The 23,136-nt window shown below is 57.9% G+C and carries 27 protein-coding genes and 2 pseudogenes; 4 read left to right on the top strand and 25 right to left on the bottom strand.

What is annotated here, in order from left to right:
* Positions 1-289 precede the first annotated feature (289 nt).
* The 11 genes and pseudogenes from AC1DWG_RS04970 to AC1DWG_RS04920 all read right to left on the bottom strand — a co-directional run bounded on the left by AC1DWG_RS04970 (position 290) and on the right by AC1DWG_RS04920 (position 10,725).
* Positions 290-535: a hypothetical protein gene (locus AC1DWG_RS04970; RefSeq protein WP_477787388.1), complete on the bottom strand. Its 246-nt coding sequence runs from the start codon at positions 533-535 to the stop codon at positions 290-292.
* 116 nt (positions 536-651) lie between these two features.
* Entirely contained in the window at positions 652-1,167 is a 516-nt protein-coding gene (locus tag AC1DWG_RS04965) for a DUF2514 family protein (RefSeq protein WP_477787387.1), read from the bottom strand.
* A complete protein-coding gene (locus AC1DWG_RS04960; protein WP_477787386.1) occupies positions 1,164-1,586 on the bottom strand; it encodes a cell wall hydrolase in 423 nt (140 codons plus the stop codon). The genes AC1DWG_RS04965 and AC1DWG_RS04960 overlap by 4 nt, the downstream gene beginning before the upstream one ends.
* Before the next feature lie 62 nt (positions 1,587-1,648).
* The gene (locus AC1DWG_RS04955; RefSeq protein WP_477787385.1) at positions 1,649-2,014 is read right to left on the bottom strand and encodes a phage tail protein; all 366 of its coding nucleotides are present in this window, start codon (positions 2,012-2,014) and stop codon (positions 1,649-1,651) included.
* A complete protein-coding gene (locus AC1DWG_RS04950) occupies positions 2,011-2,301 on the bottom strand; it encodes a hypothetical protein (protein ID WP_477787384.1) in 291 nt (96 codons plus the stop codon). Before AC1DWG_RS04950 ends, AC1DWG_RS04955 begins: the two co-directional genes overlap by 4 nt.
* Entirely contained in the window at positions 2,302-3,027 is a 726-nt protein-coding gene (locus AC1DWG_RS04945) for a pyocin knob domain-containing protein (RefSeq protein ID WP_477787383.1), read from the bottom strand. It abuts the gene before it with no gap.
* Between the two features lie 15 nt (positions 3,028-3,042).
* On the bottom strand, positions 3,043-3,735 hold the full coding sequence (locus tag AC1DWG_RS04940; protein ID WP_477787382.1) for a hypothetical protein: 693 nt from the start codon (positions 3,733-3,735) through the stop codon (positions 3,043-3,045).
* Positions 3,736-4,058: 323 nt separating this feature from the next.
* Positions 4,059-4,523: pseudogene (locus AC1DWG_RS04935) on the bottom strand (DUF1983 domain-containing protein); the annotation flags it as partial.
* A 2,409-nt stretch (positions 4,524-6,932) separates the two neighbouring features.
* Positions 6,933-9,479, bottom strand: a pseudogene (locus AC1DWG_RS04930) (TipJ family phage tail tip protein); the annotation flags it as partial.
* A gap of 57 nt (positions 9,480-9,536) precedes the next feature.
* On the bottom strand, positions 9,537-10,145 hold the full coding sequence (locus AC1DWG_RS04925; protein WP_477787381.1) for a tail assembly protein: 609 nt from the start codon (positions 10,143-10,145) through the stop codon (positions 9,537-9,539).
* A 43-nt stretch (positions 10,146-10,188) separates the two neighbouring features.
* Complete coding sequence (locus AC1DWG_RS04920; RefSeq protein ID WP_477787380.1) at positions 10,189-10,725, bottom strand: hypothetical protein; 537 nt, start codon at positions 10,723-10,725, stop codon at positions 10,189-10,191.
* A gap of 25 nt (positions 10,726-10,750) precedes the next feature.
* Between AC1DWG_RS04920 and AC1DWG_RS04915 the strand changes: the two genes are divergently transcribed.
* Together AC1DWG_RS04915 and AC1DWG_RS04910 are read left to right on the top strand one after the other, a co-directional pair.
* Positions 10,751-11,029, top strand: coding sequence for a type II toxin-antitoxin system RelE/ParE family toxin (locus AC1DWG_RS04915; protein ID WP_477787442.1), 279 nt, complete (start codon positions 10,751-10,753; stop codon positions 11,027-11,029).
* A gap of 23 nt (positions 11,030-11,052) precedes the next feature.
* Positions 11,053-11,343 (top strand): HigA family addiction module antitoxin, encoded by a 291-nt coding sequence (locus AC1DWG_RS04910; RefSeq protein ID WP_477787441.1) that lies wholly within the window; start codon positions 11,053-11,055, stop codon positions 11,341-11,343.
* On the opposite strand, the gene AC1DWG_RS04905 is transcribed toward AC1DWG_RS04910, so the two are convergent.
* Genes AC1DWG_RS04905 through AC1DWG_RS04875 form a run of 7 tightly spaced genes read right to left on the bottom strand, consistent with a single transcriptional unit; the run spans position 11,340 to position 17,597 of the window.
* On the bottom strand, positions 11,340-12,107 hold the full coding sequence (locus AC1DWG_RS04905) for a C40 family peptidase (RefSeq protein ID WP_477787379.1): 768 nt from the start codon (positions 12,105-12,107) through the stop codon (positions 11,340-11,342). The two genes, AC1DWG_RS04910 and AC1DWG_RS04905, sit on opposite strands and share 4 nt — an antisense overlap.
* Before the next feature lie 2 nt (positions 12,108-12,109).
* The gene (locus tag AC1DWG_RS04900) at positions 12,110-12,859 is read right to left on the bottom strand and encodes a phage minor tail protein L (RefSeq protein ID WP_477787378.1); all 750 of its coding nucleotides are present in this window, start codon (positions 12,857-12,859) and stop codon (positions 12,110-12,112) included.
* 9 nt (positions 12,860-12,868) lie between these two features.
* Positions 12,869-13,207, bottom strand: coding sequence for a phage tail protein (locus AC1DWG_RS04895; protein ID WP_477787377.1), 339 nt, complete (start codon positions 13,205-13,207; stop codon positions 12,869-12,871).
* Positions 13,207-16,209 (bottom strand): phage tail tape measure protein, encoded by a 3,003-nt coding sequence (locus AC1DWG_RS04890; RefSeq protein ID WP_477787376.1) that lies wholly within the window; start codon positions 16,207-16,209, stop codon positions 13,207-13,209. The genes AC1DWG_RS04895 and AC1DWG_RS04890 overlap by 1 nt, the downstream gene beginning before the upstream one ends.
* Positions 16,210-16,236: 27 nt before the next feature.
* On the bottom strand, positions 16,237-16,509 hold the full coding sequence (locus AC1DWG_RS04885) for a DUF1799 domain-containing protein (RefSeq protein WP_477787375.1): 273 nt from the start codon (positions 16,507-16,509) through the stop codon (positions 16,237-16,239).
* A 47-nt stretch (positions 16,510-16,556) separates the two neighbouring features.
* Entirely contained in the window at positions 16,557-16,940 is a 384-nt protein-coding gene (locus AC1DWG_RS04880; RefSeq protein ID WP_477787374.1) for a phage tail assembly chaperone, read from the bottom strand.
* Positions 16,941-16,949: 9 nt separating this feature from the next.
* The gene (locus AC1DWG_RS04875; protein ID WP_477787373.1) at positions 16,950-17,597 is read right to left on the bottom strand and encodes a phage tail protein; all 648 of its coding nucleotides are present in this window, start codon (positions 17,595-17,597) and stop codon (positions 16,950-16,952) included.
* Positions 17,598-17,770: 173 nt separating this feature from the next.
* Here AC1DWG_RS04875 and AC1DWG_RS04870 point away from each other — a divergent pair, with 173 nt between their 5' ends.
* Positions 17,771-18,259 (top strand): hypothetical protein, encoded by a 489-nt coding sequence (locus tag AC1DWG_RS04870; protein ID WP_477787372.1) that lies wholly within the window; start codon positions 17,771-17,773, stop codon positions 18,257-18,259.
* A 10-nt stretch (positions 18,260-18,269) separates the two neighbouring features.
* Here AC1DWG_RS04870 and AC1DWG_RS04865 read toward each other — a convergent pair whose 3' ends face one another.
* Genes AC1DWG_RS04865 through AC1DWG_RS04855 form a run of 3 tightly spaced genes read right to left on the bottom strand, consistent with a single transcriptional unit; the run spans position 18,270 to position 19,647 of the window.
* A complete protein-coding gene (locus AC1DWG_RS04865) occupies positions 18,270-18,689 on the bottom strand; it encodes a phage tail terminator-like protein (protein WP_477787371.1) in 420 nt (139 codons plus the stop codon).
* A complete protein-coding gene (locus tag AC1DWG_RS04860; protein ID WP_477787370.1) occupies positions 18,686-19,282 on the bottom strand; it encodes a hypothetical protein in 597 nt (198 codons plus the stop codon). Before AC1DWG_RS04860 ends, AC1DWG_RS04865 begins: the two co-directional genes overlap by 4 nt.
* Positions 19,279-19,647 carry a hypothetical protein gene (locus tag AC1DWG_RS04855; protein ID WP_477787369.1) on the bottom strand — a complete coding sequence of 123 codons (369 nt, stop codon included), beginning with the start codon at positions 19,645-19,647 and terminating at the stop codon, positions 19,279-19,281. Before AC1DWG_RS04855 ends, AC1DWG_RS04860 begins: the two co-directional genes overlap by 4 nt.
* An 80-nt stretch (positions 19,648-19,727) precedes the next feature.
* Here AC1DWG_RS04855 and AC1DWG_RS04850 point away from each other — a divergent pair, with 80 nt between their 5' ends.
* Entirely contained in the window at positions 19,728-20,102 is a 375-nt protein-coding gene (locus AC1DWG_RS04850) for a hypothetical protein (RefSeq protein WP_223507824.1), read from the top strand.
* Here the strand turns inward: AC1DWG_RS04850 and AC1DWG_RS04845 are convergent.
* The 4 genes from AC1DWG_RS04845 to AC1DWG_RS04830 all read right to left on the bottom strand — a co-directional run bounded on the left by AC1DWG_RS04845 (position 20,099) and on the right by AC1DWG_RS04830 (position 22,959).
* Complete coding sequence (locus tag AC1DWG_RS04845; protein ID WP_477787368.1) at positions 20,099-20,602, bottom strand: DnaT-like ssDNA-binding protein; 504 nt, start codon at positions 20,600-20,602, stop codon at positions 20,099-20,101. The two genes, AC1DWG_RS04850 and AC1DWG_RS04845, sit on opposite strands and share 4 nt — an antisense overlap.
* 62 nt (positions 20,603-20,664) lie before the next feature.
* Positions 20,665-21,231 carry a hypothetical protein gene (locus tag AC1DWG_RS04840; RefSeq protein WP_477787367.1) on the bottom strand — a complete coding sequence of 189 codons (567 nt, stop codon included), beginning with the start codon at positions 21,229-21,231 and terminating at the stop codon, positions 20,665-20,667.
* Positions 21,232-21,280: 49 nt separating this feature from the next.
* Positions 21,281-22,228 (bottom strand): major capsid protein, encoded by a 948-nt coding sequence (locus tag AC1DWG_RS04835; protein WP_477787366.1) that lies wholly within the window; start codon positions 22,226-22,228, stop codon positions 21,281-21,283.
* Positions 22,229-22,239: 11 nt separating this feature from the next.
* Positions 22,240-22,959, bottom strand: a complete 720-nt coding sequence (locus AC1DWG_RS04830) for a hypothetical protein (RefSeq protein WP_477787365.1) — start codon at positions 22,957-22,959, stop codon at positions 22,240-22,242.
* Between the last annotated feature and the right edge of the window lie 177 nt (positions 22,960-23,136).

Below are 23,136 nucleotides of genomic sequence, written 5' to 3'. Positions count from 1 at the left end.
CTAGCCTGGATAGAACGTCCTCTTTCGAAGGCCTCTGCAGATAAATTTACATCTCAGCTGTCGTATAATCTTCTGTCTACTCTGAGTTACGCCTTCTTTATAGCGCCAGATTCATTTCGATCCTGAGTCTGTTCACAGGTCGCGTCTCGCCCTGAGGAAGTCAGTCAACCTAAATCAAGATTATTGAGGAGCGGTGACGCACGCCTCCTCAAAGCATTCAAATAGGTGGTTTCATCGTAAGGCGTCCTGCCGACCGAACACAATCATTCGCATGACGTATTTTCTTTGCTCAAAAGCCTCCAAGCTTCGCAAGAGTCAGCACGATAATAAAAAGCCCCATGGCTATACACACAAGGCCATGTATCCAACTGAACCACCTTCGCCAAGGTTTGTGCCAGGATTTCGGCATCAAGGGTATCGTCAGAAAGCCCCATTTCCCTAGAGCGCTATTGCGGGTCCAGATACCTGTTACGCCTGCCGCAATGAATAGCAATCCAACAATTATGATGAAGATGACGCTGACGATTGTGATCATACCCCCACCTTGCGCTTACTAATGAAACGCCATCCAAATGACTGAAGCCTTCTACTCATCGTAGCTCCTACGTCCTCAGCAGAGATGCGGACCATGGGGCAAGTGACTCCGAAAGGCTACCGACCCAATCCGTCATACGCTTGTTCACAGGTTAGTCCCCGGATTCTGGCTTGGTCAGCAGCTGCAGCCAGGTCGCCCGCTCGCTGATCAGCGCGCTTGAACACGTCGGCAAGCACAGCCGCGGCGCGGGCAGCTGCCTGGCTTGCGGCGGCAGTACAGGAATGACCGCTGGCTTCACTGGCAGCGAGTCGACGGGCAAGGTTGTCGGCGGCGAACTGCACGCCGTCAGCAGAAGCGCGAGCGGTAACAGCATCAGCCGTCGCTTGATCGATGATGCGTTGGCCATCTTGAACCGCCTTGTTGATTGACTGTTGATAGGCCTGCTCCCTAGTGCGCTCAGCAGCCTCATTGAGCGCTCTCGCCTCGGCGTCCTGGGTGTCGCGGGCATTCCATTCCGCCTGCCACTTTTCATCTGTGACCGTCACACCGTGGTGGTAGGCACCAAACAGCAACCCGTCCACCAGAGTCAGTGCAGCGATACAAGGAAGGACCCGCAGCCAGATCAGATTCATCGCACGTCCCTGAAGAAAACGTGACCGCCCAGCTTTAGGGTCTGTTTCGCTTTCGCCGCCCAGGCCGGCGCCTTGATGGTGGTCGCGTAGTAATGGGTGGCACCGTCGGTGGGGTCCGGCACCTTTCCATCGATTACCTGGTCAGCGGCAATCCGCGCGAGCGCGAGCTCGCGGAACGGGATCTGCTTGGCGCCACTCAGGTAGGCGAAGTTCGGGTCGTTCCTGTTCCAGCAACTGAACTGGTACGACTTCTGGCACACACCGGCATAGCCCTCCCCCCACCACGACTTGTCCTTGCCGTCGTTTACGCGGTTGCGGATGGTACAGGCCACGGCAATCTGGCCGGCCAAGGACTCGCCGCGGGCCTCGCCCCATAGCGTGCGGGCGAGGATGTCGCGGTCTCTCTCGGATACGGTCATCACTTTTCTCCGGGCAAAAAAAATCCCGCTCGATGGCGGGTGCGTTGTTCGGTGGCTGCGCGTTACATCACGCCGATGGCTATCGCTTCGGGATCAGCGACGATCACCGGAACCGCTGGCTCGCTCGGCCAGACAGGCGCGGCGTACCACGTCGGCTGAACCGTGACCTTGCCCAGGGAAAACTTGTAGGCCTTCCAGGCTTTCAGATTAAGCAACAACGCCGAGTGCTCGGCTTCATCTTCTTCGGTCGCATCGCCGGCGTCGATGCCGTAACCGATCGTTTCGACACGGTCTTGAATGCGGGTGATCTGCAGCACCGCTCTGGAATTCTTTGCGGCCAGCTCTGTATTGGCTTCGGCCAGTTGCGCAGCCTGTGCAGTGGCGTTCTTCATGGCTTTGGTGATCAGCTGGGACCAGTCGATACTCATGTTGGCAGCTCCACTTTTCCATTAGTTGTTACAATAATAGGTTTTGGAAATCGGACTGCTTCAGATGCGTCGAACCCATGAGGTAAGAGTAACGTAAGCTCAATCTGGCCATCTTTCCTTGTTACATCTCCGATTAGCCACGGATTCTCTACAGCATTGCGCGGTAGGGTGCCACCCTCTGGGAGCGGGGTGAAGTCTAGGACTTCTCCATTGAGGACAAGAATGTCACCAGATACAATTACCGAGAGCTCATCATCTCGGCATTGTGGACTCAGGTTGATCTTCATTTAGTACCATCTCCCGATAGCGAGTGCATAGCAACCAACGCTGCCAATTGTATATGTCGTAAAATAAGCAGAACCAACATATACGTTGTTATACATTGGTTGCCCAACGTAGTTCCGAGGGTCGGCACCGTTCCCAACTGACGCAGTGAGGGACAGGTAAGGTGGTGGTGTGATGAATGCGATAGGGTATGTCCAGCTAATTGAACCAACACCAATAGGTGGTACGAGTGATGCAGTCGCTGTCCAACACATCTGCGTGCCGTCTGCGTAACGGATATACCAACCATTAGCGTTAGTACCTGATTGGAAGATTGAACCAGTCGGCAATCCTCCCGCTGTGGATACAGTGCCGAGCATGTTTGTGGAAGTTACAACCCTACCCCAAGCTGTCCAGCTACCGTTGATTTTAGTACGGGACCAGACGAAGCCCGTGTTAGCACCGGTGAAGGTCTGAGTAAAATACAAAGTGGTCAAAGGTTGTACCAGCAAAAAACCGTAAGTGTCTGATGCTGGTGTGTTGGTAGCAGCCGAGACATAGTAGAATCCGAAGGTTTCTACGCTGTTTAACGATGGGTTGTTGAGTGGAATAGGGGCATCAAATCCATAGTTGATAAACTTATTGTAAAGTTCATCAAAGTTCGCTTGAGACTTTGTAAATGCGGAACGGGGTGTATCGCCACCCACGCCTGTAGGTGCTGTACCCAAGGCGATAGTTTGTTTAGCCATGTTGAATTTCCGTAATTAAGTACCGGGAAGACGTGCGAATACAGCGGCGGGTGCCCCTTGGTCTGTCCAAGGTCCAGCGCCTGTGTCAACTATGTACAACTGCAATCTGTTTTCTGAATAGTTGAAACGGACACCGCAATCTTGCCAGTTGATACTTTGTGGCTTGAGTACACCCCTTGAGAAAGGGTTGATCATAAAGTATTCATCGGTTGCTAATGCCGCTTGTTGTTCGTTTCTGAAATAGTAAGCGCTACCAATTGTCGCAAGTGAGACGCTTCCCTGATATGTCCAAGAGTGATTGGCTCTAGTTACAATTACGGGCGTTGCACCTGAGTCATAACAGATAGCACCTGATGCTCCCCAAATTCGAAGGCCGTAAGTTGCTTTTGCTAACGACGCGAATACAGCAGCGAACCACTTACCAGCAGGACGGAAGGTGTTGTTACCGGCAGTAATTGTAAATCCTGTCCAGTTACCAGCACTTCCGTCAATGTCCATCCGGTAATACACTTCGTTCGGCCTTGCTGGATCATTTCTGATAAAAACACAAGGTGGTTCCGTCGTTGTGATAGGTACTGGAAAACTCGTGCTGACAATGTAGCTGCTGGTTGCCGCATACGCTCCGTTATACAATGCACACAATCTTGGCGTGTCAGAGTCAATCTGTACGTAGTTAGAATTGTTTATTACTTTAAGTCCGTAGCTCAATTAGCCGTACCTCATTACTAATAGTCTAAATTGGATAGACGAACCGATAGTGCCCGGTTCTGAGGGGTTTTTTGATCTAATGGTTACAACCCCTTCAGCAACTGATTCATACGGCATTGCATTCGTACTGTATGCACCACTAGCAGGTGGTTGTATTGGTAGAATTACAGCAGCACAGTTTGATGGGCTAAAGCCAGTGATTGGCACGCTGATAGTATTAGCACCAGTCAACTGATACACCTGATTGTGAATCACCTGATACGTAAACTTGTCTGTATCAAGCTCTGGAGTGCCGTTGACACTCCATGTCTTTAACCCATAACTCACGCTGTTAAATCTCCAAGTTGCACTCGCAGTACGTTACTTCCGTCATAAACCTTGAGTGCTCTGTTAGTCATCGTCATTTTTCCTTGTCCAGCAATAGTCCCATTGATTTCAAAGATGCCCGCTTTTGTGAGCTTCCATCCCGATGTGCCAGCGACGTAATCGTCAGACTGCAAGCTGTCACCGATCTTCAACATCGTGATACTGCCGTTTGCAATGAATGCATCCCGGATGAACACCTGCCCCCCGGTAACGGCAAACGGCGAAGACAGCGTGCCATTGATGCCGTTGACCACGGCGAACGTGTCCGCACTGACCAGGAAAGTGCTTTGCAGTCCGGCACCCGTATTCTCGATACCGAGCCCAATGCCCGCCGCCACATATTGGCCTTGAGCGTTGACTTGCATCTTCACCGACCACATGGTGCCCAGCTTGCCATCCGTGGAGGCCTGAGCCTGAGACACCGTCTGAACGGCAGCCGACGCGCTATTAGCCACGGCCTGCACCGTAGTGATCTGGCTTGCCAGAGCGCTATCGGCTGTTGCTCGCGTGGTGGTTTCGGTCTGAATCGCAGCGCTGTTAGCACCGACAGAAGCGGTGACGACATCAATCCGCTGACCCAGCGCAACACCGTCCTCAATCCGCGCCGATTGTTCTGACCAAACGCCGACAAAACTGGCGGTCGAACCGGCAAAGTCGCTGCTGTCACCCGCCAGCGGCGGATTGACCTGAGCAAAAATGCCGTCCAGCTTGGTCGCCTGGGCGGTAATCTGGCCTTCGGTGTCGGTTACGCGGGTATCCAGCGAGCTGATCGCGGTGGCTTGGCCATAGGCTTGGCGAACCGAGGCGCCCGGGGTGAACTCGCTCGGCGTGGTGGCCGTGCCCACCTGGGCTTCCAACATGACCGCGTCCAGCCAGGTATCGCCGATTGCCGCCGTGTTCTGCGTGAACAACACCACCTGCGCCCGCTCGACCAGGGCCGCCGGCGCGGTGATCACGGCGCTGTAACTGGCCAGATCCGTCCCGACAGCGATGGTCCCCACGCTGGTTTCAACCACGCCACCGGCGGCGTTCAGATAACGAATACGCACACCGACGTTATGCGTAACGCTGCCTTTGGCCTTGAGCGAGAAAATGTATTTCTTGCCGGGCTTGAGCTTGAGGTTGTAATCGGTCGACGCGCCGGCCAAGTACACATAGCCCACCGTGGCGGCGGTGGCCGAGACTTTCAGCAGATACCCGGTGTAGGCCGTGGCGTCCGCCTCGGTCGTGACGACAGTGGTGGATACCTTTTGCATGGTCGGCGGTGCGGCCGAAAACGCCGTGTACTCACCCGGCAGCAGGTTGACCCCGTTGCCGCCAATAGCCCCCACCGTACTCTGCAGCTGAGTGACTGCCGAGCCTTGGCTGGTCAGCGTGTCACCTTGTTGCGAGACGGTGGACGCCAGCAACTGCAGCGCGCTGTTGTCCGCCTTGCCCGCCACTGTGTTGCTCAGCGACGTCAGCTGACTGCCTTGACTGGTCAGGCCGGTTTCGGTCTGGCTTACCCGGGCATCCAGCGCCGACGTCGCCGCCGCCTGCCCAGAAACGGACGCGGCGGAATTGCCGGCGACAAAGGGCGAAGGCGTGACGCTGGTATTCGCCCCGGCCATTTTCTCGATCATCACGCTGTCAATCGTGATTTCCGTACCGGCTGCCAGGGCAGACATGTTCGGGTAGATCGTGATCGCGGCCCGCGCGAAGGCGGTAGCGGTGCAGGCAAACACCAGCCGCTGACGCGTCGTGTTGTACGTGGCGTTCACCGAATAACGGTGACTGCCGTTGTACATCGAAACGCGCATCGCGCCCACGGCCGAGGATTGCACGTACATCGATACCAGATACGTCCCGGCTTCCATATCGATGTTCCAGCCGGCCAGGTTGTTGGTCGGCGAAAGCATCAGGAACTGACTGGTGGACGTGCTAACCGTGGTCAATTTGATGCCGAACCCCGATGACGCCTCGGCCACGGCCACGCCGATACGCGCCAGACTTGAGCCGCTGACGGTGGCCGGCAAAGTCGGAGACGTGAGCCAGCTGTATTTGTCCACCAGCAGGTTGGTGCCGGCGGCCCCAAGTCCACCAATGCTGGCTTGGATACCGGTCAGCGACTGCCCTTGTGCCGTGATGGCATCACCCTGCTGCGTCACGGTGTTGCTCAGGGCTGTAACGGTCGCCGCCTCGGCCTTGGTCGCCACTTGGGTCAGCGCATTGGCCGCCGCTGCCGCCGCATCGGTGGCCACCTTGTCAGTGACCGCCGCCCACGCCGAGCCAGTCCAGCGCTTCGGGGTGTTCGCTCCTCCGGTGATGTCGATCCACAGGTTCTGCGCCAGCTGATCGGCCGCCGCCGGCGCCGCCGTCTGCACCAGCACCTTGCCCTTGCCGCCGGCCAAGGTGTTCGCCGCGTTCGCCGCGTTTTGCGCGGCGGTCACGTTGGTGTTGGTGGTGGTCAGGCTGTTGTTTAGGCCGGTGATCGCCGTGCCTTGGCTGGTATTAACCCCCTCGATGCTGGTGATTTTGCTTTCAGTGACATTGACCCGTGCGGCCAGGCCGTTCGAATCCGATACCACTTGGCCAACGTCCATCCAATAGGTCGCATTCGGGGGCGACTTCGCTCCGCTGACATCCGCCGGCACCGCGATTTTGGCTTGGTACAGGCGGTCATCCAGACGAGTCGAGGCGCCAACATCGTAGGCTTTTTCTTTCTGATACTCCCCCGACTTGGCAATGGTGTTGACCTGATCGATTTGCTGTTGCAGCGCGGTCTGCCCTTCGCCCACCCGCTCATCCAGCTCATTCAAGCGATTGCTCACCGACCCTGGCAGGGTTGCCGGGCCATCAATCAAATCGATCCTGCCGAGCAAGCTACCGCCCAACTCAGACTCAGAGATCTGACCCGCGATCTGATCAAGAATCGGTCCCGCGTCGGAACTGGCCTGCCCCATGACGCCAAGGCCTGTCGGATAAAAAGGCCCCACGTTGCCGGTACGGTCGATCAGGCGTACCCAAAAGAACAGGCGCGCCCCCGCCTGCAGGTGCTGCAGCGAATAATCGTTTTGCGGGTAAGCCAGATCCGCCAGCTTGGTCGCAGCCTCCAGACTGGTTGTCGGCCCGTACCAGATTTCCGTCCGCTGGCTGTCCTCGGCGCCGGCCGGGAATCCCCACTTGAGGTAGATGCCAAACAGCAGTGGTGTGGCTGTCAGGGATGACACCGCCGGCGGCAAGCCTTCCTTGCCCTTGAAATTGGTCAGGATCGAGTTGCGCCAGATCGACGAGATGTCGAAGGCACTCACCGCACGGACGCGGGCCACATAGGCGCCAGCGTAGATGCCAGTAACGTCGACGCTGGTCATCCCGGTGCGCTGCACTTTGATCCAGTTGCCGCTGTCCTTGCGCCACTCCACGTCATACCCGACCGCGCCATTTACCGCTGGCCAGGTGATCGTCATGGTAGCGACGGCGATGCCCTGGGAGACAACTGAACTTGCCGACAGGGTGACGCTGGCCGGCACCGGTACCACGGTGATCGGAATCACGCTGATCGGCCGTTCTTCCAGTCGGGCACCGGTGTCGATGAAGGCGAACTTGCTCGGATCGTACTGTAGCGCGCTGATTTCGTAGTCGCCCTCGGCCGTGCGCTTGGTCCGCAGCACACGATAGAGCGGAATTGCCAGATCATCGGCGTCGAGCGCCCATTGCAGTTGCGACAGCGGCGTTTCGCTGTAGGTCAGGGTCACGGTCACAGCCCTGCCACTAACGCTCTGAACGGTCCGACCTTCGGCGCGCCCGCCTGGCAGGTTAATGATCAGCCGATCACCGGCCTTGACTTGGGTGTCACGGTCCAACGTCACCACGCGACCGGCAGCAGCAGAAATACGCCCGCCCACTTCGCGACCGGCGAGCAGCGAGTCAGCCACCGGGATGATGTGGCCAGGCAGTGGGATCACGCCCTCCATGCCGGTCTTGAACGACACGGTGCGGTCCTGGTTGTTGCTGAGGATGGCCCACTTGCCGCGGCGCTGGGCTTCAGAGGCTCGGGTGCAACCGATGGCGCTCAGTTCAGTCGGCCGGTCGCCATACCGACGCTGCAAATCCAGGTCGGCGAATGGAATGACGTCGGTGTCGTAGTTGTTCGCCGGGTTGTCGTAGCTGACCAGCGCCCGGGTGTAGCGGGTCTTCGCCGACGCGCTGCCATAGGAAAACTTGCCGTCGATGACGTTGGCCCGGGTGAACACGTAGTCGAAGTCCTGAGCGCGCGGCATATCGGCCTGCATCACCAGTTGGCCCTGCGCCCAATACGTCATGCCGCGATAAATCGCCGAGATATCGCGCAGCAGTGACCAGGCATCGGCCTTGCCCTGCAAGTTCATGTCGCACAGAAAGCGCGGCTCTTCGCCGCCTAGGCCGTTCGGCACCAGCTGATCGCAGTATTGTGAAATCCGGTACAGCTCCCACTTGTCGACCATCCACGGCTTGACGCGTTTGCCCAAGCCGAAGCGGTCCTCGGTGCATATGCCGTAGGTGATCCAAGCCGGGTTGTTGGTCCAGGCCGACTTCATGCTGCCGTCCCAAGTGCCGGCGTAGGTACGAGCCACCGGGTCGTAGTTGCTCGGCACCATCCAGCGCCGAGCCTTGCACCGCACCGTCACCGCCGGAATGTTGGTGAACTGCTCGGCGTCGAACTCGATATAGAGCAGCGCGGTGTTCGGGTAACGCAGCTTCGCGTCGATCACCTCGGTGTAACCGGCCACCAGCATGGTGTCGGCAATCTTGTTGCTGTTCTGATTCTGCGTCAGGCGGCGCACGCGGATCTGCCAGCCCGCGGCGGCCGCGGGCAAGTCGATACGGCGCGAGCGCTCGTATCGAGTGGTGGTCTTGCCGTCCACAGCATCCATCAGCACCTGCTGATAGGCGCCGCCGTCGGTGGCCACGTCGATCGCGTAGTCTATGCGGTAGCCGACAACGTTGCCAGAATCGTCCTGACGCTGCAGTGCCGGCCAGGCGAAGCGCATGCGCACGGCCGACAGTTGGGTGTTGGTGATCGAGCGTACCCATGGGGTGTCGCTGCGCAGCTCGACGTTCAGCGAGGTTTCGTTCTCGACTGCCGGAATCCCCGGGATGTAGGACTGATCCACGGAGCCCGGGCGCCAATCCCACTTCACGTTGGGGAAGTTGTAGTTGCCGCTGGCATCGCGGATCGGCGTGTTGTCGAGGTAGATGTCGTAATCGGTCGGAATGCCGTCGAACTCGCCCTCGCCCACGGCGATCAACAGTTTGGCCAGGTTGGTCGAGCGCAGACTGTCATTGGCTTCGGTCGGCGACTTCGGCTTACTGCTGCCGCCTTTCTCGCCGTGAATCTCGATCTTCCGTGCTGCGCCCATATTTTCCTCCAGACATAAAAAAACCGCCTCTCGGGCGGCCTGCTTACTGCGTGCTGATTACGTTTTGTCTTCTGCGTAGATCGACGCGGAAATGATCATGCCGCCCCACCGGCGCTCGCCGATGCAGATCGGCACCGGGTTGCCGCTGGCCGTGGTGTTCTTGGCGCTGCCGAAGGCATAGGACGGGGCGTTTTCGGGAGATGAGCTTTGCTTCAAACCGGAGGCCTGAGGGCTGAGCATCTGGATAACGCCGCCTATCACCATCGCAGCCCCGACCTGGTAAAGGTAGGGCGAAGCTGCTGCGAATGGCGTGAAGGAAAGCACGAAAGCTGCTGCAATAAGAACTGATCCGATGATTGTTTGCAGACCGCCTGCGCGCTTGCCACCTGAAACCACGGGTACGATTCGGACCTCTCGTGTCCCGCCTAGGTCCAGACCATTCGCCCCAATATTTTTACGATTTCGAAAAATCGCGAAGGTCATCCCGAGCCGCTCAAGCCTTTTTATTTCTTCAGCAAAACCTTCAACTGTGGCATTCAGCGCGCGAAGGACCTCTGCTCCCGATCCACCATCAAGTAAAAATGGCTTACTGCGGAAAAACTTCTTGGCCAACGATCCGGACAGCATGACTTTCGTCGAGGGAGTGTAGTGAGCAGCTGAAGCCATGATTTCCTCCGGCCAATAAAAAACCGCCCATAGGCGGTCAGTTTCAAAGCGTTGTGGGGAGTATGTCTATCTGTCCATCACCGCCGGTAAACACTCGATATTTTTTTACTGCGCCGTCCTTTACTATCGCCTCGCGCTCTACGCGATCCGCCCCCATAGAGCAGATGCCAGAACCGGTATAAGCCGCTCCCACTGACAGGGAATCAGGTGGTAGATAGAACGATACTTTTTGACCAGGATCAAGCTTCGCCGCCTGCTTGCCATCAATGAAAACTGCCATCGAACAAAGGCTGCCGGTGTGCCCAGAGTCGCGGATTACCTGAAGAGTGCCATAAGCTCCGGCTGGCTTGCTTTGATAGGCCGATAGCTGGCTTGGTGGTGCCTGCTGAGCCTCACCAGACGGCGTTGATGAAGTAGAACACCCGGCCAATAGTGCTACTGCCATTGCTCCTGCAAAAATCCGCATGGTTATTCCTCGTCCTGAAATGTGCGGAATGTACCCTTGCGCAGCCAAAAAACTCAAACAAAGCCGTTCGTCGAAAAGATAAATTATGATTTTTGGTAGACCTACAATCCTCATTAACGAATAACGTTAAGCGTTAATGATGATTATCAGTTTTCGCTGTGGCGATACCGAAACCCTGTTCACCACTGGATCCTCCCGAAAATGGGCGGCCATCCTGTCCGTGGCACAACGAAAACTGACCATGCTTGACCAGGCGATAGCATTACAGGATTTGCTGTCACCGCCCGGCAATCGGCTGGAAGCACTACAAGGGAACCGGCAAGGCCAATACAGCATCCGAATTAATGAGAAGTACCGAGTCTGCTTCACCTGGGATGCTCAGGGGCCAGAGAACGTTGAAATTGTAGACTACCACTGAGGTGACTTGTGTTTAATAACGGCATGCGCCCTGTACATCCGGGCGAAATTCTCAGGGAAGAATTCCTTCTCCCAATGGATTTAACGCCGACGGCTCTCGCCAGGATGCTGCATGTATCCCCGCCCACGGTGAATGAAATTGTTCGTGAAAAGCGCGGCATCACCGCTGATGTCGCACTTCGCTTGGCTGCCTGCTTCAATACCAGCGCGCAGTTCTGGACAAATCTTCAAGCTGCCTATGATTTGCGTCGAGCCGAGATTGATCATGGCGCGGACATTTTGAGACAGGTAGAGCGAGCTCCTGAACCGGCTTAAGCTGCATTCGAAACTGCATCTTTGTGCCTGAGAATCAGGCGTGTACGGTCAAGCCACGGCCCGCCGAATACGATGACCTCCGACGGCCTGCCGTATAGATGGTGTAGCAGGAACGGCCCTGGGCCGAAGGTCGCTGCGTCCTCGTCGAGTAGTACCGGATTGCTGCCGAGGAAAATCCCGGCATGGTTCGGGTGAACCGTCCGCCCCACTTCCATCACGATCATGTCGCCGTGCTGTGGTTGGTCGACCTTGTAGAAGCCGGCGGCCTCATAGTTGGCTTCGTACAGGCTGGCGTTGTCCTTGCTCTCCCACCAGCCATCGGCGCGCTTGAAGGCCTCGAACTCCACCCCCCACTTGCGCTTGTACCAGTCGGCGCAGACCTGCCAACAGTCCCAGGCGCCATGCACGAAAGGGCGTTTGAGCAGCGGCACCTCGCCGCTCGGCGTGATGGTGCGCAGATCACCTTCCGGCCAGCTCAGGATGTGCCATGGCAGCGCAGTCGCCTCGCACATAGCCAGGTCGCGCGGTGATGGCCGACTGGTTGCGTCTGGGTGTGAATGAACCACGCCGATCACCTCGCCGATATCCTCGCCCGCGGCGTATTGCTCCGAATCAATCCGGAACTCCTCGTTCGGCTCCGTGGCGATATTGCGGCACGGGTAGTACTGCTGTTTGCGTCCGACCGCTAGCAGCAGCCCGCAGCACTCTTTCGGGTACTCGGCAGCGGCATGGGCTTGAATCGCGCTCAAGATGTGCTTGCGCATGGTTAACTCCGGGCGATCAGGGAAACGGCGGGGAAGCCACCGAATGGCAGCGGATTGCCTTCGCCGAAGCGCGGGATACAACCCCGGCCCAGCGTGGCGCCACAAGCATCGAGTTCAGGGTTGTCCGTGAGGTTTCCGTCCTTGTCACGATATGGTCCGGTGTATCCGCAATTCGGCCCCCGGTAGCCGCCGGTGAGACACCAGTGGCACAGCGTCGTGGCCTGCCTACCTATGGACTCGCCGCCGACATCACCTGGGCTCGCCAACTCCCAACTGACCGTCTCACCGTCCTCGTTCGTCTTCTGGTCGATATACCAGACCTCGATCGTTTCTTGGGTTGGATCTGCGGTCGGATTGCCGGCTGGGAAGTTCTGGGCATCCAGGTACGTGCCCAGCGTGTGGCGTATCGTCAGCTTGAACTCCAGCAGGTCGGCGAACGCCAGACAGAGCGCGGTGATTCGCCCATTAACGTTGCCGACGGACAACGTCGGCCGCACTGCTGTGCCGTCGCCATTCGACTCGATACCGTCGATTTGCATCGGCCATGCACCGTATTCGTTGCCCTGCCACCAGATTGCTTTCGCGGGAAGCTGGTCGGCATCGGTGCCGGCGGCGATCAGCTCGACTGGCGTGTGTGGAATCGAATGCCCGTGAAAGCGCAGAACGTCAGCGCCGAAGTCGCTGCCATCCAATTCGAAGAGCAGCACTTCGCTGCCAGGCTCAAGCACCTGGATGTCACTGATTAGCGGCATGATTACCCCTTAAGGTTGGAAAGCCCGTTCAAACGTGGCGGTGAGTTTGAAGACGCCGCCCCCCATCGGTGTGGGGGCGGGATTTTTGCAGGTGAACAGGCCGAGTTGGCCGAGTGGGGTTGTCCAGAGAAATGCTTTCGCACCCGCATGCCGGTCGAGGAAGTCCATGATCTCCAGCGCTTTGGCTTTCTGCCCGGTGAAGGCAATCGGGTAGGAGTCCTCTTTGTTGTTTGGCCCATCGCCAGAAATCTGCATGTAGCCGTTGCCAAACTTTGAGGTCCGTACCCGATACGTAATCTCGGGCGAACTACCGCGCTCTGTTGGCCAGGTAAATGTTTCGATTGCCATCAGGCCCTCCCATTTGCGTTACGAAAGCTGATACCGCCCGCGCGCCACGATTCGGCTACGGCTTTTTCGGCTGCGGCCTTCATCTGCGTTTGAAGGTTCTGCGTCAGCGCCTGCTGATCGAGTTGCATCCCTTCAGAAGTTCGATCCTGGGTGACGACGCTGACCGGCGCATTGATGGTGATTCCCCCCTGACCACCCCCGCTGTTTATCGCGGCAACGTTGGCCCCTGATGTAAGCGGAGTAACGCTGCCGCCGTTCGCCCCGGTCATGAGGAACGACCGGCCACCCTCGTTGTAAAGCTCAGGCCCCAGCTCGTTGACCTCATACAACGAGTTGGCCGCTACCGGTCCACCAGTGGCTCTTTGCCCAGAAACCCAACTCGAGAAATCGCTCCCCGTATAGCCGGCTTGGGTCGAACCGGCCGACGCTGCTGCGCTGCTGCCACTGCTGAAGTACGCACTGGCGGCAGTGCTGGCAACGCTCGACAGCAACCCGGAGGCCGCCTGCCGAGTTGCGATCCGCGCCATATCGGCCAAGATCGACTTGGTGAAGTCGGAAAACGCGAACTTGCCTGATATGGCGAAGTTCGCGACTGCGTCCTCCATTCCGCTGAAAGCGTTGGTGAACAAGCTTTTCGTCTGCCCGGCCACGTCACGCGCCGATTCCAGGTAGTTCTGCCACGCCGACGATGCGCCGGCGCTCCAATCCCCCTGGGCGGCGGTCATATCGTCATAGTTCGATTGCACGGTGTCGTGCAGGTCCTGCTGCGTGGCTTTCAACGCCGCCAGCTTTTGGGTGTACTCGTCGAGGCTCATGCCGCGCGAGCCATCTCCATACTGGTTGGCTAGTTCCAGACGCTGCTGATTGAAGCGGTCGTCGATTCCGTTTTGCTGATCCGTCAGCCCGCGCTGCCGGTCACCCTGGCCAAGGCCAGATGCCGCCCGCCATCCCTGCTGCCGAAGCGTGTCGACCTGTTGCTGCAGGGCATTGGTGTACGTGTCGACCGCGAGGGCCTGCTTGCGCAGACGTCCTTCCTCGTTGGTAGCGATGATCGCCAGTTCGCTGTCGCTGTCCTGCTGGGCCTTGACCATGGCGGTGCGGGCATCGGCGATCTTCTGGTCAATCTGGATGATCTGGGCGCCGGTGGTGCCCTTCTTGGCCTTCGCAGCCTCGAGCGCATCGATTTCCGCCTGATAACCCTGGGCAACTTCGCCGGCCTGCTGCTTCAGCAAGCTGACCCGCTGCTCGGTGTAACTGGCCTGGCTGATCACGCCGGCGCGCTGGGATGCCTCCAGTTCCTTGTCGGCGTTCTTGTAGTAGGCCAGCGTTTCGGCCAAGGCGTTCTTTGCGTTGTTGAAACCGGTGGTGTCGACACTACCGGTGGCGACCTTCGGGTCCTTGAACTTGTCGTTGATGTTCGCGATGTTCTTGGCGACCGCTGCCGGGTCAAGCCGGGAGTCTTTCGGGTCGACCTTGCGAATGTCGTCGAGCTGCTTTTTGTAGTCCTTGAGCGCTTCGGCGCGCTTCTGCTCATTGGTCAGCGCGGATTTGGTCAGTGCGTCGATCTTACCCATGGCGATAACTGCATCACCCTGGGCTTTCGCCTGCTCACCTTCCCACTTGGCAATATCGGCATCCGCAGCCTTCTTGTCCTCTAACATATTGAGTTGATTGGAGTAGAGCTCAATCATCTCCTTCTGATTTTGAAACAGCCCGACATTGCCTGACTGGGCGGACGCAAGGTTGCGCCTGGCCTGCTCGATATCCGCGTCGACATCGGGGCGACCGATGTTCTTCAGGCTATCCGCCGCACGCGCCACAGCGTTGTAGCCTTTCTCCCAGAAGCTCAGGTTTTCGAGAATTCGTGGCGTGCGCTCGTTGATGGCATCGGCATATTGCTCTGTCGCCAGTCTCACCGCGCCCGCATGATCGCCCTGCTCTTCCAGTGCTGCGATCTGCGAGTAAACAGATGCAGTGAGATAATGGTACTGCTCGTTGAGGGCAGCAGATGCCTTGACGGGATCGTCCGCGAGCTTCGAAAACTCGGCGACGGTTTCGCTGACAGCCTTACCGGTCGCTTCCTGCATCGACACAGCAGCCTGGGTGATACTGGTGAAGCTCTCGCCGGCGATCTTGCCGTTGCCAGCCAGAAGAGCCAGAACCTCAGCAGCCTGCCCGGTCGTGCCGACAGTGGCGCTCACTTGCCGCGCCATCTCCCCCAGTTGCCCAGCACTTACACCGGCGTAATTGCCGGTCAGGATCAGCGATTTGTTGTAGCTGTTCTGCTCTTCGTTGCCTTTGTAAAAGGCGTAGGCGAGCCCGCCCACTGCCGCGGTGGCCAGCGCGAGCGGCCCAAGGATGGCGAGCAGCCCAGCAGCCCCCTCGCCTGCACCGGCACCCAACTGAGCGACCGCACGAACACCGCTACCCCAATCACCCGAGGACAGCGCATTCCCCAACTGCACGACGTTCTCTTGTGCCTGGCGGGTACCGAGGCGAAGTTTGTCGAAACCGGTGGCAGTCTTTTCGAGCTTGGCGTAATCCTTATCGATCTTGCTCAGGGCCGAGTTGTACTGGTCCTGGCTGATGCGACCAGCATCCAGATGCTTACCCAGTTGCTCGACCTGGGTGTCCAGCTTGGCCATGGCCGCCCGGGCCGGATCTATTGCTCCCAGTAGGCTGTTCAGGGCCTTCTGTTCATCCAGCGTCGACTTCGCCAGCGCCGCCTGCTGCTTGTCGAGCTGCGCGGTGATCTTGGTGAACTCGGTCTCGCCATAGGCGCCGGTCTTGGTCAGCTTCGCCAGGCTGTCACGTTGTTTGGCCAGTTCCTGCGTGGAGGTCGCACCTTTCGACAGCGATTTCTCCAGCGCCTCCATCTCTTTCATCAGGCCGACGGCGGACTGCTCAGCGCGATCACCAGCCTTGGTCAGCTTGTCGAGATCGGTCGCAGCGTTGGCGGCATCAGCCGAATCGACGCGAATTCCGAGCTCTGCAATGTTCATCGACTCACCTTGAATAATTGCCCGCTCTCACGGGCTGTTGTCGCGCGCTTCAGCCATAACCACGATGGCTTCCGACTCCATAACGCGGATGTCCTGGAACACACCGGGGCGATCCTTCGCCGGGATGCCGACGAGTTTCATCACACCAGGTAAAACGCCGTAGTCGAGGCCGGTTGCGCCGCATGTGCCTGTGCGCCACTGAGTTCCCATCGAGTCCATGACGAGGAATGACGGCCAGTTGTCAGGCCAGACCTCAACGGTTTCGTCGTAGTCCTCTGGCGAGAAGCCGAACATAGCCATTTGTTCGGCAGATCCTTCGGACTCATATAGCGCACGGGCAGCGGCGATCAGTTTCCCAAGCGAGCCTTGCCAAAGGCTTCGCTGTAGGCCTTCACGACAGCATCAGAAACGCCGATACAACTCTTCACTAGCGCGGTGATCGACTCATCATTGAGCTTGTCGTTGAAACCCCAGGACACCACCAGGTCCTTGATCTGGTCGACGCCTTGCTCAATCTCCGCCGCGGTAATTTCCGTGAGTGTCGGTTCAGCGCCCTTGAAGCGTTCCCTGATGGCTTCTGCTTTTTCCTTCCAGGAATCGAACAGTTCCGCCAGGGCAGTGCGGTCTCGATACTTGAAAGTAAACGGCACCAAGGCTGGCTTGCCGCCCACTTGAGGGATGGCCACGTCGACTGTGAATGTCGGCTTTGGCGCGATGGAAAACTTTGCCATGCAAACCCCTTAGGCGTTGTAGCGAGTTGGGCGGGAGGCAAACGACAGAGTGATAGTCCGCGTCATGATGTTGTTGCGGCTCAGCGTTGGAGTGGCAGTGATCGACACATACGCGAAGTAGTAAATGGTCGCACCACCCGGGAGGTTCGCGCGCACCAGGCGTGGCTCTTTGTCTTCGTCCGCAGCCTCAACCAGCGCGACATACGCCTTGGCTGGGTCATCCGCGACCGGCAGCGTCATGCTGCTGGCCGATTTGTTGGTTGGCAGTTGACGGTCATCGTCGTCTTCGAGGAACCCGTAGGTGAGAAACTGTTGCTCACCACCGTTCGCGGTCGGTTCAGTAATTTGCGCGATCTGCGTCCAGGCGGAGGCAGCTCGGACGGTGCCCGCTCCGGATCCGGCCGGATAGTTCTTCACGCTAGTGGTGTCGATCCCTTCCGCGGCGAAATCGCCAATATCCGAATCGATAACTCGAGCCGGCCGACCGTTCAGCTTAGCCCAGGCGGAATCGATCACGATCATGTCGCCGTTGGCCAAGCCATGGGCAGCAGCGGTGAACACTGCGGGGTTAGCATTGCTGATGGCGGTGAACGCTTTCGGAGTGCTCAGGGTGGCCGCGATCTCGAAGGTGGTGCCGTTGGGAATCTTGACGCTCATGGGGTTTCCTCTTTTCAGAAATGACAAAACCCGCTCAATGGCGGGCGGATTACCAAAAAATGTTTAAAACAGTGGTTGTCGCACAAAGCAACTAGACTTCGGATCCGCAGATATCCATACCTACATGGCGGATGGCACAATGCCGGCAACAAATCTATAAGGGACATGGGACAATGTTTTTTAAGAAAAAAACGCCAAAAACACCTCGTGTACATCTCGTCGATCTGGTGCCCCGCCGCCACAAAACGGGTTACATTTTCGTAGACATTAATAACGATCTCGGTGATGCCGCTGAAGAGATCATGAAAAACGAGCTATCGCTGCGAATGGCATACGGTTATGCGCGCCGTGCAGCGGCGTCCGCCATGTACGCACAAGGGCTGATTGGGAAAGATCTTTACGAACATGCTCAGACGATTTTCCGAGCTCTCCAGCTTCAAACCGGGCATTCAGTAGAGTTCCAAGAGCAGGCTTTTGATGAGGCACTGTCTTTCCTGAAAACCTATCATTGGCAATTAACTCGCCTCACTATCTCAGCCATCAGAAACTTAGCGGATAATTATGGTCGGGGAGAAAATGGCCATATAGCCGATGCAGATCTAATCGAAAACGCGATAGAGGTTTTGCATGTTGAGCAACAGGAGCGTCTCGATAGTCAATGAATAAAACTTTTCACTGAGTCGCATCTGCACGGTACAGAAATGAGACAGGCACACTGAAGGTCGTGTCATCTGAAACGCCCGGGCCGGGGTCTACCGGCGTCATTGTCACCACCGTTAATGCCCCCTTCGTGTTTCGCTCGTACAGCGGGAACAGCGCGGCGATCTGGTCAGCCAATGCACCGGCCGCGCCGCGATACGTACCGGACGGCGTTACGATGCTGACCTGAAACACGCCGGTGTACAGTTTGTGGTCGCCGCCGAGCGTGTTGCTTGCGGTGTCGGCGGGTAGCGTGAACGCTTTCAGGTAGATGGCACCATCAATGGGCGTGTAGGTCTCGTTCTCGACTACCACCTTCAGCGGTGTCGGTAACGCCTTTGCCCAGGCGATCAGCTTGGCCTCGTAGATCGAGGCGATGATGTTGTGGCTCATACCTGGTTGTTCCTAATGGCCTCCTGCACGATCTGCTGGAAGCGGGCCACTGTTATGCGGACCATGCCGCTGGGTGCCTGGGTCGAATGCCCGAACTCGAGAGGGATCGCGTACGGCAGGTTGTTTATGAGGTAGGCAGTCTGGCCGGCGTTGAAGTCGCTGACTGCCGAGACCAGCGCGGCGATGGTTTCGCTTCCACTCGGGTCCACCTCGTCGAAGGTGACGTTTTCGACGACATCGATTGAGAGGTGCCAGTTCGCCCGGAACCGCCCGCCAACGTAGCCTTCAGGAGCAACGATATCCATGCCGTCGTTCAGCTTACGGCCTGGCTTGAGGCGGCCCGCTTTCGTCAGGTTGGCTGGATCATTGCGCAGGTCACTGTTGTGATCGTCTACGGCCTTGTTGTACTGACGGGCCACAGTGTTCTGCGCCCATATCTCGGGATTGCCCACGGGTGACATGCGGATCACGCTGCTGCCGACCTCGATGATGATCTCGCGCAGACTGGCGTCGATAGCTTCCGTGGCCTGAGCCGCGAATTCAGCCAGACTCAAGGCAAAGCTGCCCGACTGCCCGGAACCCGCGCGGCTCATGACCTCACCTGCAGCTCATACAGAATCGGCGTACCGGCTGGGTTGATCTCTTTCAACGGCGGGACGATTGACCAGGTGCGGCCTTGAACGATGATTTTGTTCAGCAGATTAGGCGCCCACTCAAGCCCCTGCGCGGCGATCTTCAGCTTCTTGTCGCCCTGCTTGATGAGACTGTTGCTCTGGAATTCTTGGCCGGTGAAGTCGAGCAGGATGCCTTGGGCGGTCTGCTCGGTGATGGTATCGGGCGGTGCCGTCCCGGTGTCCGGGTCGTACTCGCCGACGGTGATCACCCGGATGGTCACGGGCTGGCCGAACTCTGTGATCATCTCCAGAGCCATCACGGCCATTTCGTCGTAAAAGGCCATGGTGGCTCCGTATGCATGGGTCAAGTGGGGCGGTTAGTATCGTCACCCCAAGAACGCGGTTAATGGAACAGGAAGTCACAATGACGAAAGAAGAGCAGCATGCTCGCGAAGTGATAGGCAAGATGCGCAGTTTCTGCAGCCAGGCCAACGAGTTAATGGAACTGCACAAGCCCAGACTCAATCGCCTAGAGAAAGATGAATTGCAGCAGCGTTTCAGATTGCTCAAGGAAGAAATCAAGCGGTACGCCAAAACCGGCACTGTCGATGGCGAAAAACGAGCCCGCAGCGAATGCGAGGAGTTTTACTTCGAGCCAGCCGTAAGCACAGCGTCAGCCAACATCCTGGTGAGTATTAACGCCGACCCAGCAACGCAAGAATGGTTCTCCTGCGTCTACGGCATCAATACCGACATTGGGCATCTACTTTCTCAGCTGGAGGAGCAATATCCCGACTAAGCCCTTACAGCGAACAACCCTCTGCGCTGAAGGTAGTCAGCGAATTGCGTGGCGCTAGGCCGATCCGGCGCCGCCGGCAACAGTCGGCCGCTGGCGTTGGAAATTGTCGCGTACTCGCGAGTCACCGCCCCTTCAACACGCTCCAGCGTCACAGCCCCCCTGCGTTTCTCAGGCGGATCAATGTCGTCGGCATGAATCTCAGCGGCCAAGGCCATTTGGCCGTACGGGATGCGCGCTGGCAGGTAGTTGTCGGGCTTGAACTCGTAATCCAACTCAATACCCCGGCGCGGCCAGGACAGCGCCTGCTCGCTGCTGGTCTTACGCCCCTTCCACGTCATGCCATCCATCGCCAGTGCGGCACGACGCAGCAGCGCTTCCTGTGTTGGCACTTCCGCGGGAATGGTCACGCCGAACTTCACGGCGTACATGGCCAGATCCTCGGTGGATGCGTAGCTTTCGGCGTCAAGCTTGCCGGTGCCGTCCTCGATGATGAGTGTCATGGATCAACTCGCTGGAATGAGCTTTGAATGATTGGGCGTCAGTGATGCTGACACCCGCAGTATCACGCCTTGGACAGATCAGCGACGAGCTTTTCCAAGGATTCTTTCGACGCGTTCGCTCGGTACGTCACGCCAGCAGCATCGAGCTTAGCCTTCAGAGCTTCGACCTCTACGCCTTCGCCCGCCTTCAGCTCGGCGAGCTCATTGCGCAGCGTCTCGTTTTCCGCTGCAAGCTCATCACGCGCACCAGCCAGATCTATCATCTGAAGGCGGATGCCGTCGAGCGCATGAAACAGGCGGATTGCGAGCTCACCGGCTTCCGGCTTTTCAATCTCACCGGCGTCGAGCCCGTCGATGACGGCGCGGACCGTATCGCTTTCGATGCGCAGCTTGCCGATCAGCTCTTCGAGTTCAGCCTTGTTATCACCAGCACCAACGAACAGAACCCGCGCAACGTCCTTCACCGCCACTTCGACGCCGACATTCTCGTAGGCATCAACCACGTTTGGCCACTCGCCGACCACCAGCACGCTGGTCACGCCGGCTTCTGGCCGTTCGAAGTGCTCCGGGTTGCGGTAGCGCTTTTGCGGATCAAAATCCGACTTCTGAACGGAATAGATGAGTTCCATGAATATCTCCAGGGCGACCATTGAAGGCCGCCCGCTGCGAGTAAGCCTATTAAGGCGCGGACAGGTCGATCAGGACGCCGGCAGTGACCTTGTCGCTAGTTGCGTATTTGGTCCAGTTGGCACCAGCACCGATTGCAGCCAGGTTCGGGTTCACGCCACCAGTGGAGTCCTTCCAGCTGTAGCCCAGCAAGTCCAGGTTAAAGGTGCCCTCGGCACGGAAGCCCATCGCCAAGTTTTCCTGGGTGTCGATGTTGTACGAACGGAACCCCGGAGCCTGAGACTCGGTGATTTTGATCGCGCCCGCTTGCAGGCCGAAGATGGTTTCCGCTGGGATGGTGTCCGATACCAGGACCGGCTTGCCCATGGTGCCGGGCTGGCCGCCGTAGATGACCACGCCAGCCTCTTCGTACACCTTCTCGGTGATGGCTTGATCGACCATGTCGAAGTAGGTCGCCGAGTCCATGGTCCAGAGCGCGATGCGACCGAAGCGGTCACCGAACTTGCGCATGCCCTTGGTCAGCGCCTTCTTGCCGTCGGTGGCAAAGCTGGCCGTAGCCACCATATTTGCGTTGGCGCCGATGGCCGCCTTCAACGCTGCCATGGCGTACTGGATGTAGCCTTCCAACACCGCGTCGGCGTAGTCCATGCCGACCAACTCGGAAAACTCTTCCGGAGAGCGTGCGCGACGCTTGAAAGCTTCCTCGGTGGTTTCGTATGGGCCGTATTTGAACGGCACTTTCACGCCGACCATTTCACCGGAGCCAATCTTCTGGCCGGTAACAGCTGCGACCGAGTTGACATCACGGTGAGCGATGGCGCCACCGAGCTTGTAGAAAGCACGCTTGCGCAGATCGCCTTCGATCAGTTCGTTGTCCAGGATCAGCGCGCCATTGGAGGATGCGTTGAAGACATCGATCACATCCTGGATACGCTCCAGATAGGCGGTTTGGGCAAGGTCGTTGTAAACGATCATGTCCGAGTTGACGGTAGTCGCCATGGGTTACTCCATTATTTGGGCAATTTCAGGTACGCGTCTTGGCCATGAGCTGTGAGGTATTCACGCTTGGCCACTGGCGTCATTTCAGAACGTTTCAATGCGGCCCCACCGCCATGACCAGCACCCCCGGCCCCGCCGCCAGATGCTTTGCTACCCGCGATCAACGGCGCAAACGCCGTGTTGTTTGCGAATTCTGCTTTCAGCTCGTCAAGCGTTGATGCTGAGAGCTTGCCCTGCTTGTCGAGAACGACCACGACGGGCTTTCCATCGCGCTGCTCAACACTCAGCCGGCGCTCAATGTGGGGCAAAAGTGCTTCTGCACTGCCGGGGATTGCCAGCGCCGACGCGATATCAGTAGCGGTACGGCCAACAGTCAGATCCCGGATCTGCCCGCTCAGGCTGCCTCGCTCCTGTTCCAACATGCCGTTCAGCTCGGCTTCGCGGCGGTTGTACTTTTCGGACCAGGACTTTTCGAGCTCTTCGACGTTGCCGGACTTGCGGGCTGCTTCTTCGCGCTCCAGGCGAGCCTGATCTTCGGCATCCTTGCGGGCTTTCTCAGCGGCTTTCTTCTCGCCGAGCAGTTCTTCAACCTTCGACTTCAGGCCCGAAACGTCTTCGGGTTGCGGCAGTCCTTCAATGCCGAGGACGTACTTGCCGTCCTTCTCGGTGTAGAGCGATTTAACGGAGTCGTCGAGACCATCCAGAGTGTCCAGCTGATACTTCAAGCCCATTTGTTTGTCTCCCAGAGACGATTTGCGGACCCAGCCCGCAGATATGAAAAGGCCCCGTCATTGACGAGGCCTGTGTAAATCGTTGGCATAAAAAACCCCGGCGGCTGCCAGGGCTTGATTGAAAGCATGTAGGTCCGTGCGAATGGGCGGGCCTTTTGGGTGTTGAATTTTTCCGTG

It is taken from the genome of Pseudomonas sp. P4_B3 (genome assembly GCF_056402295.1).
This window is presented reverse-complemented; position numbering and strand designations above follow the sequence as displayed.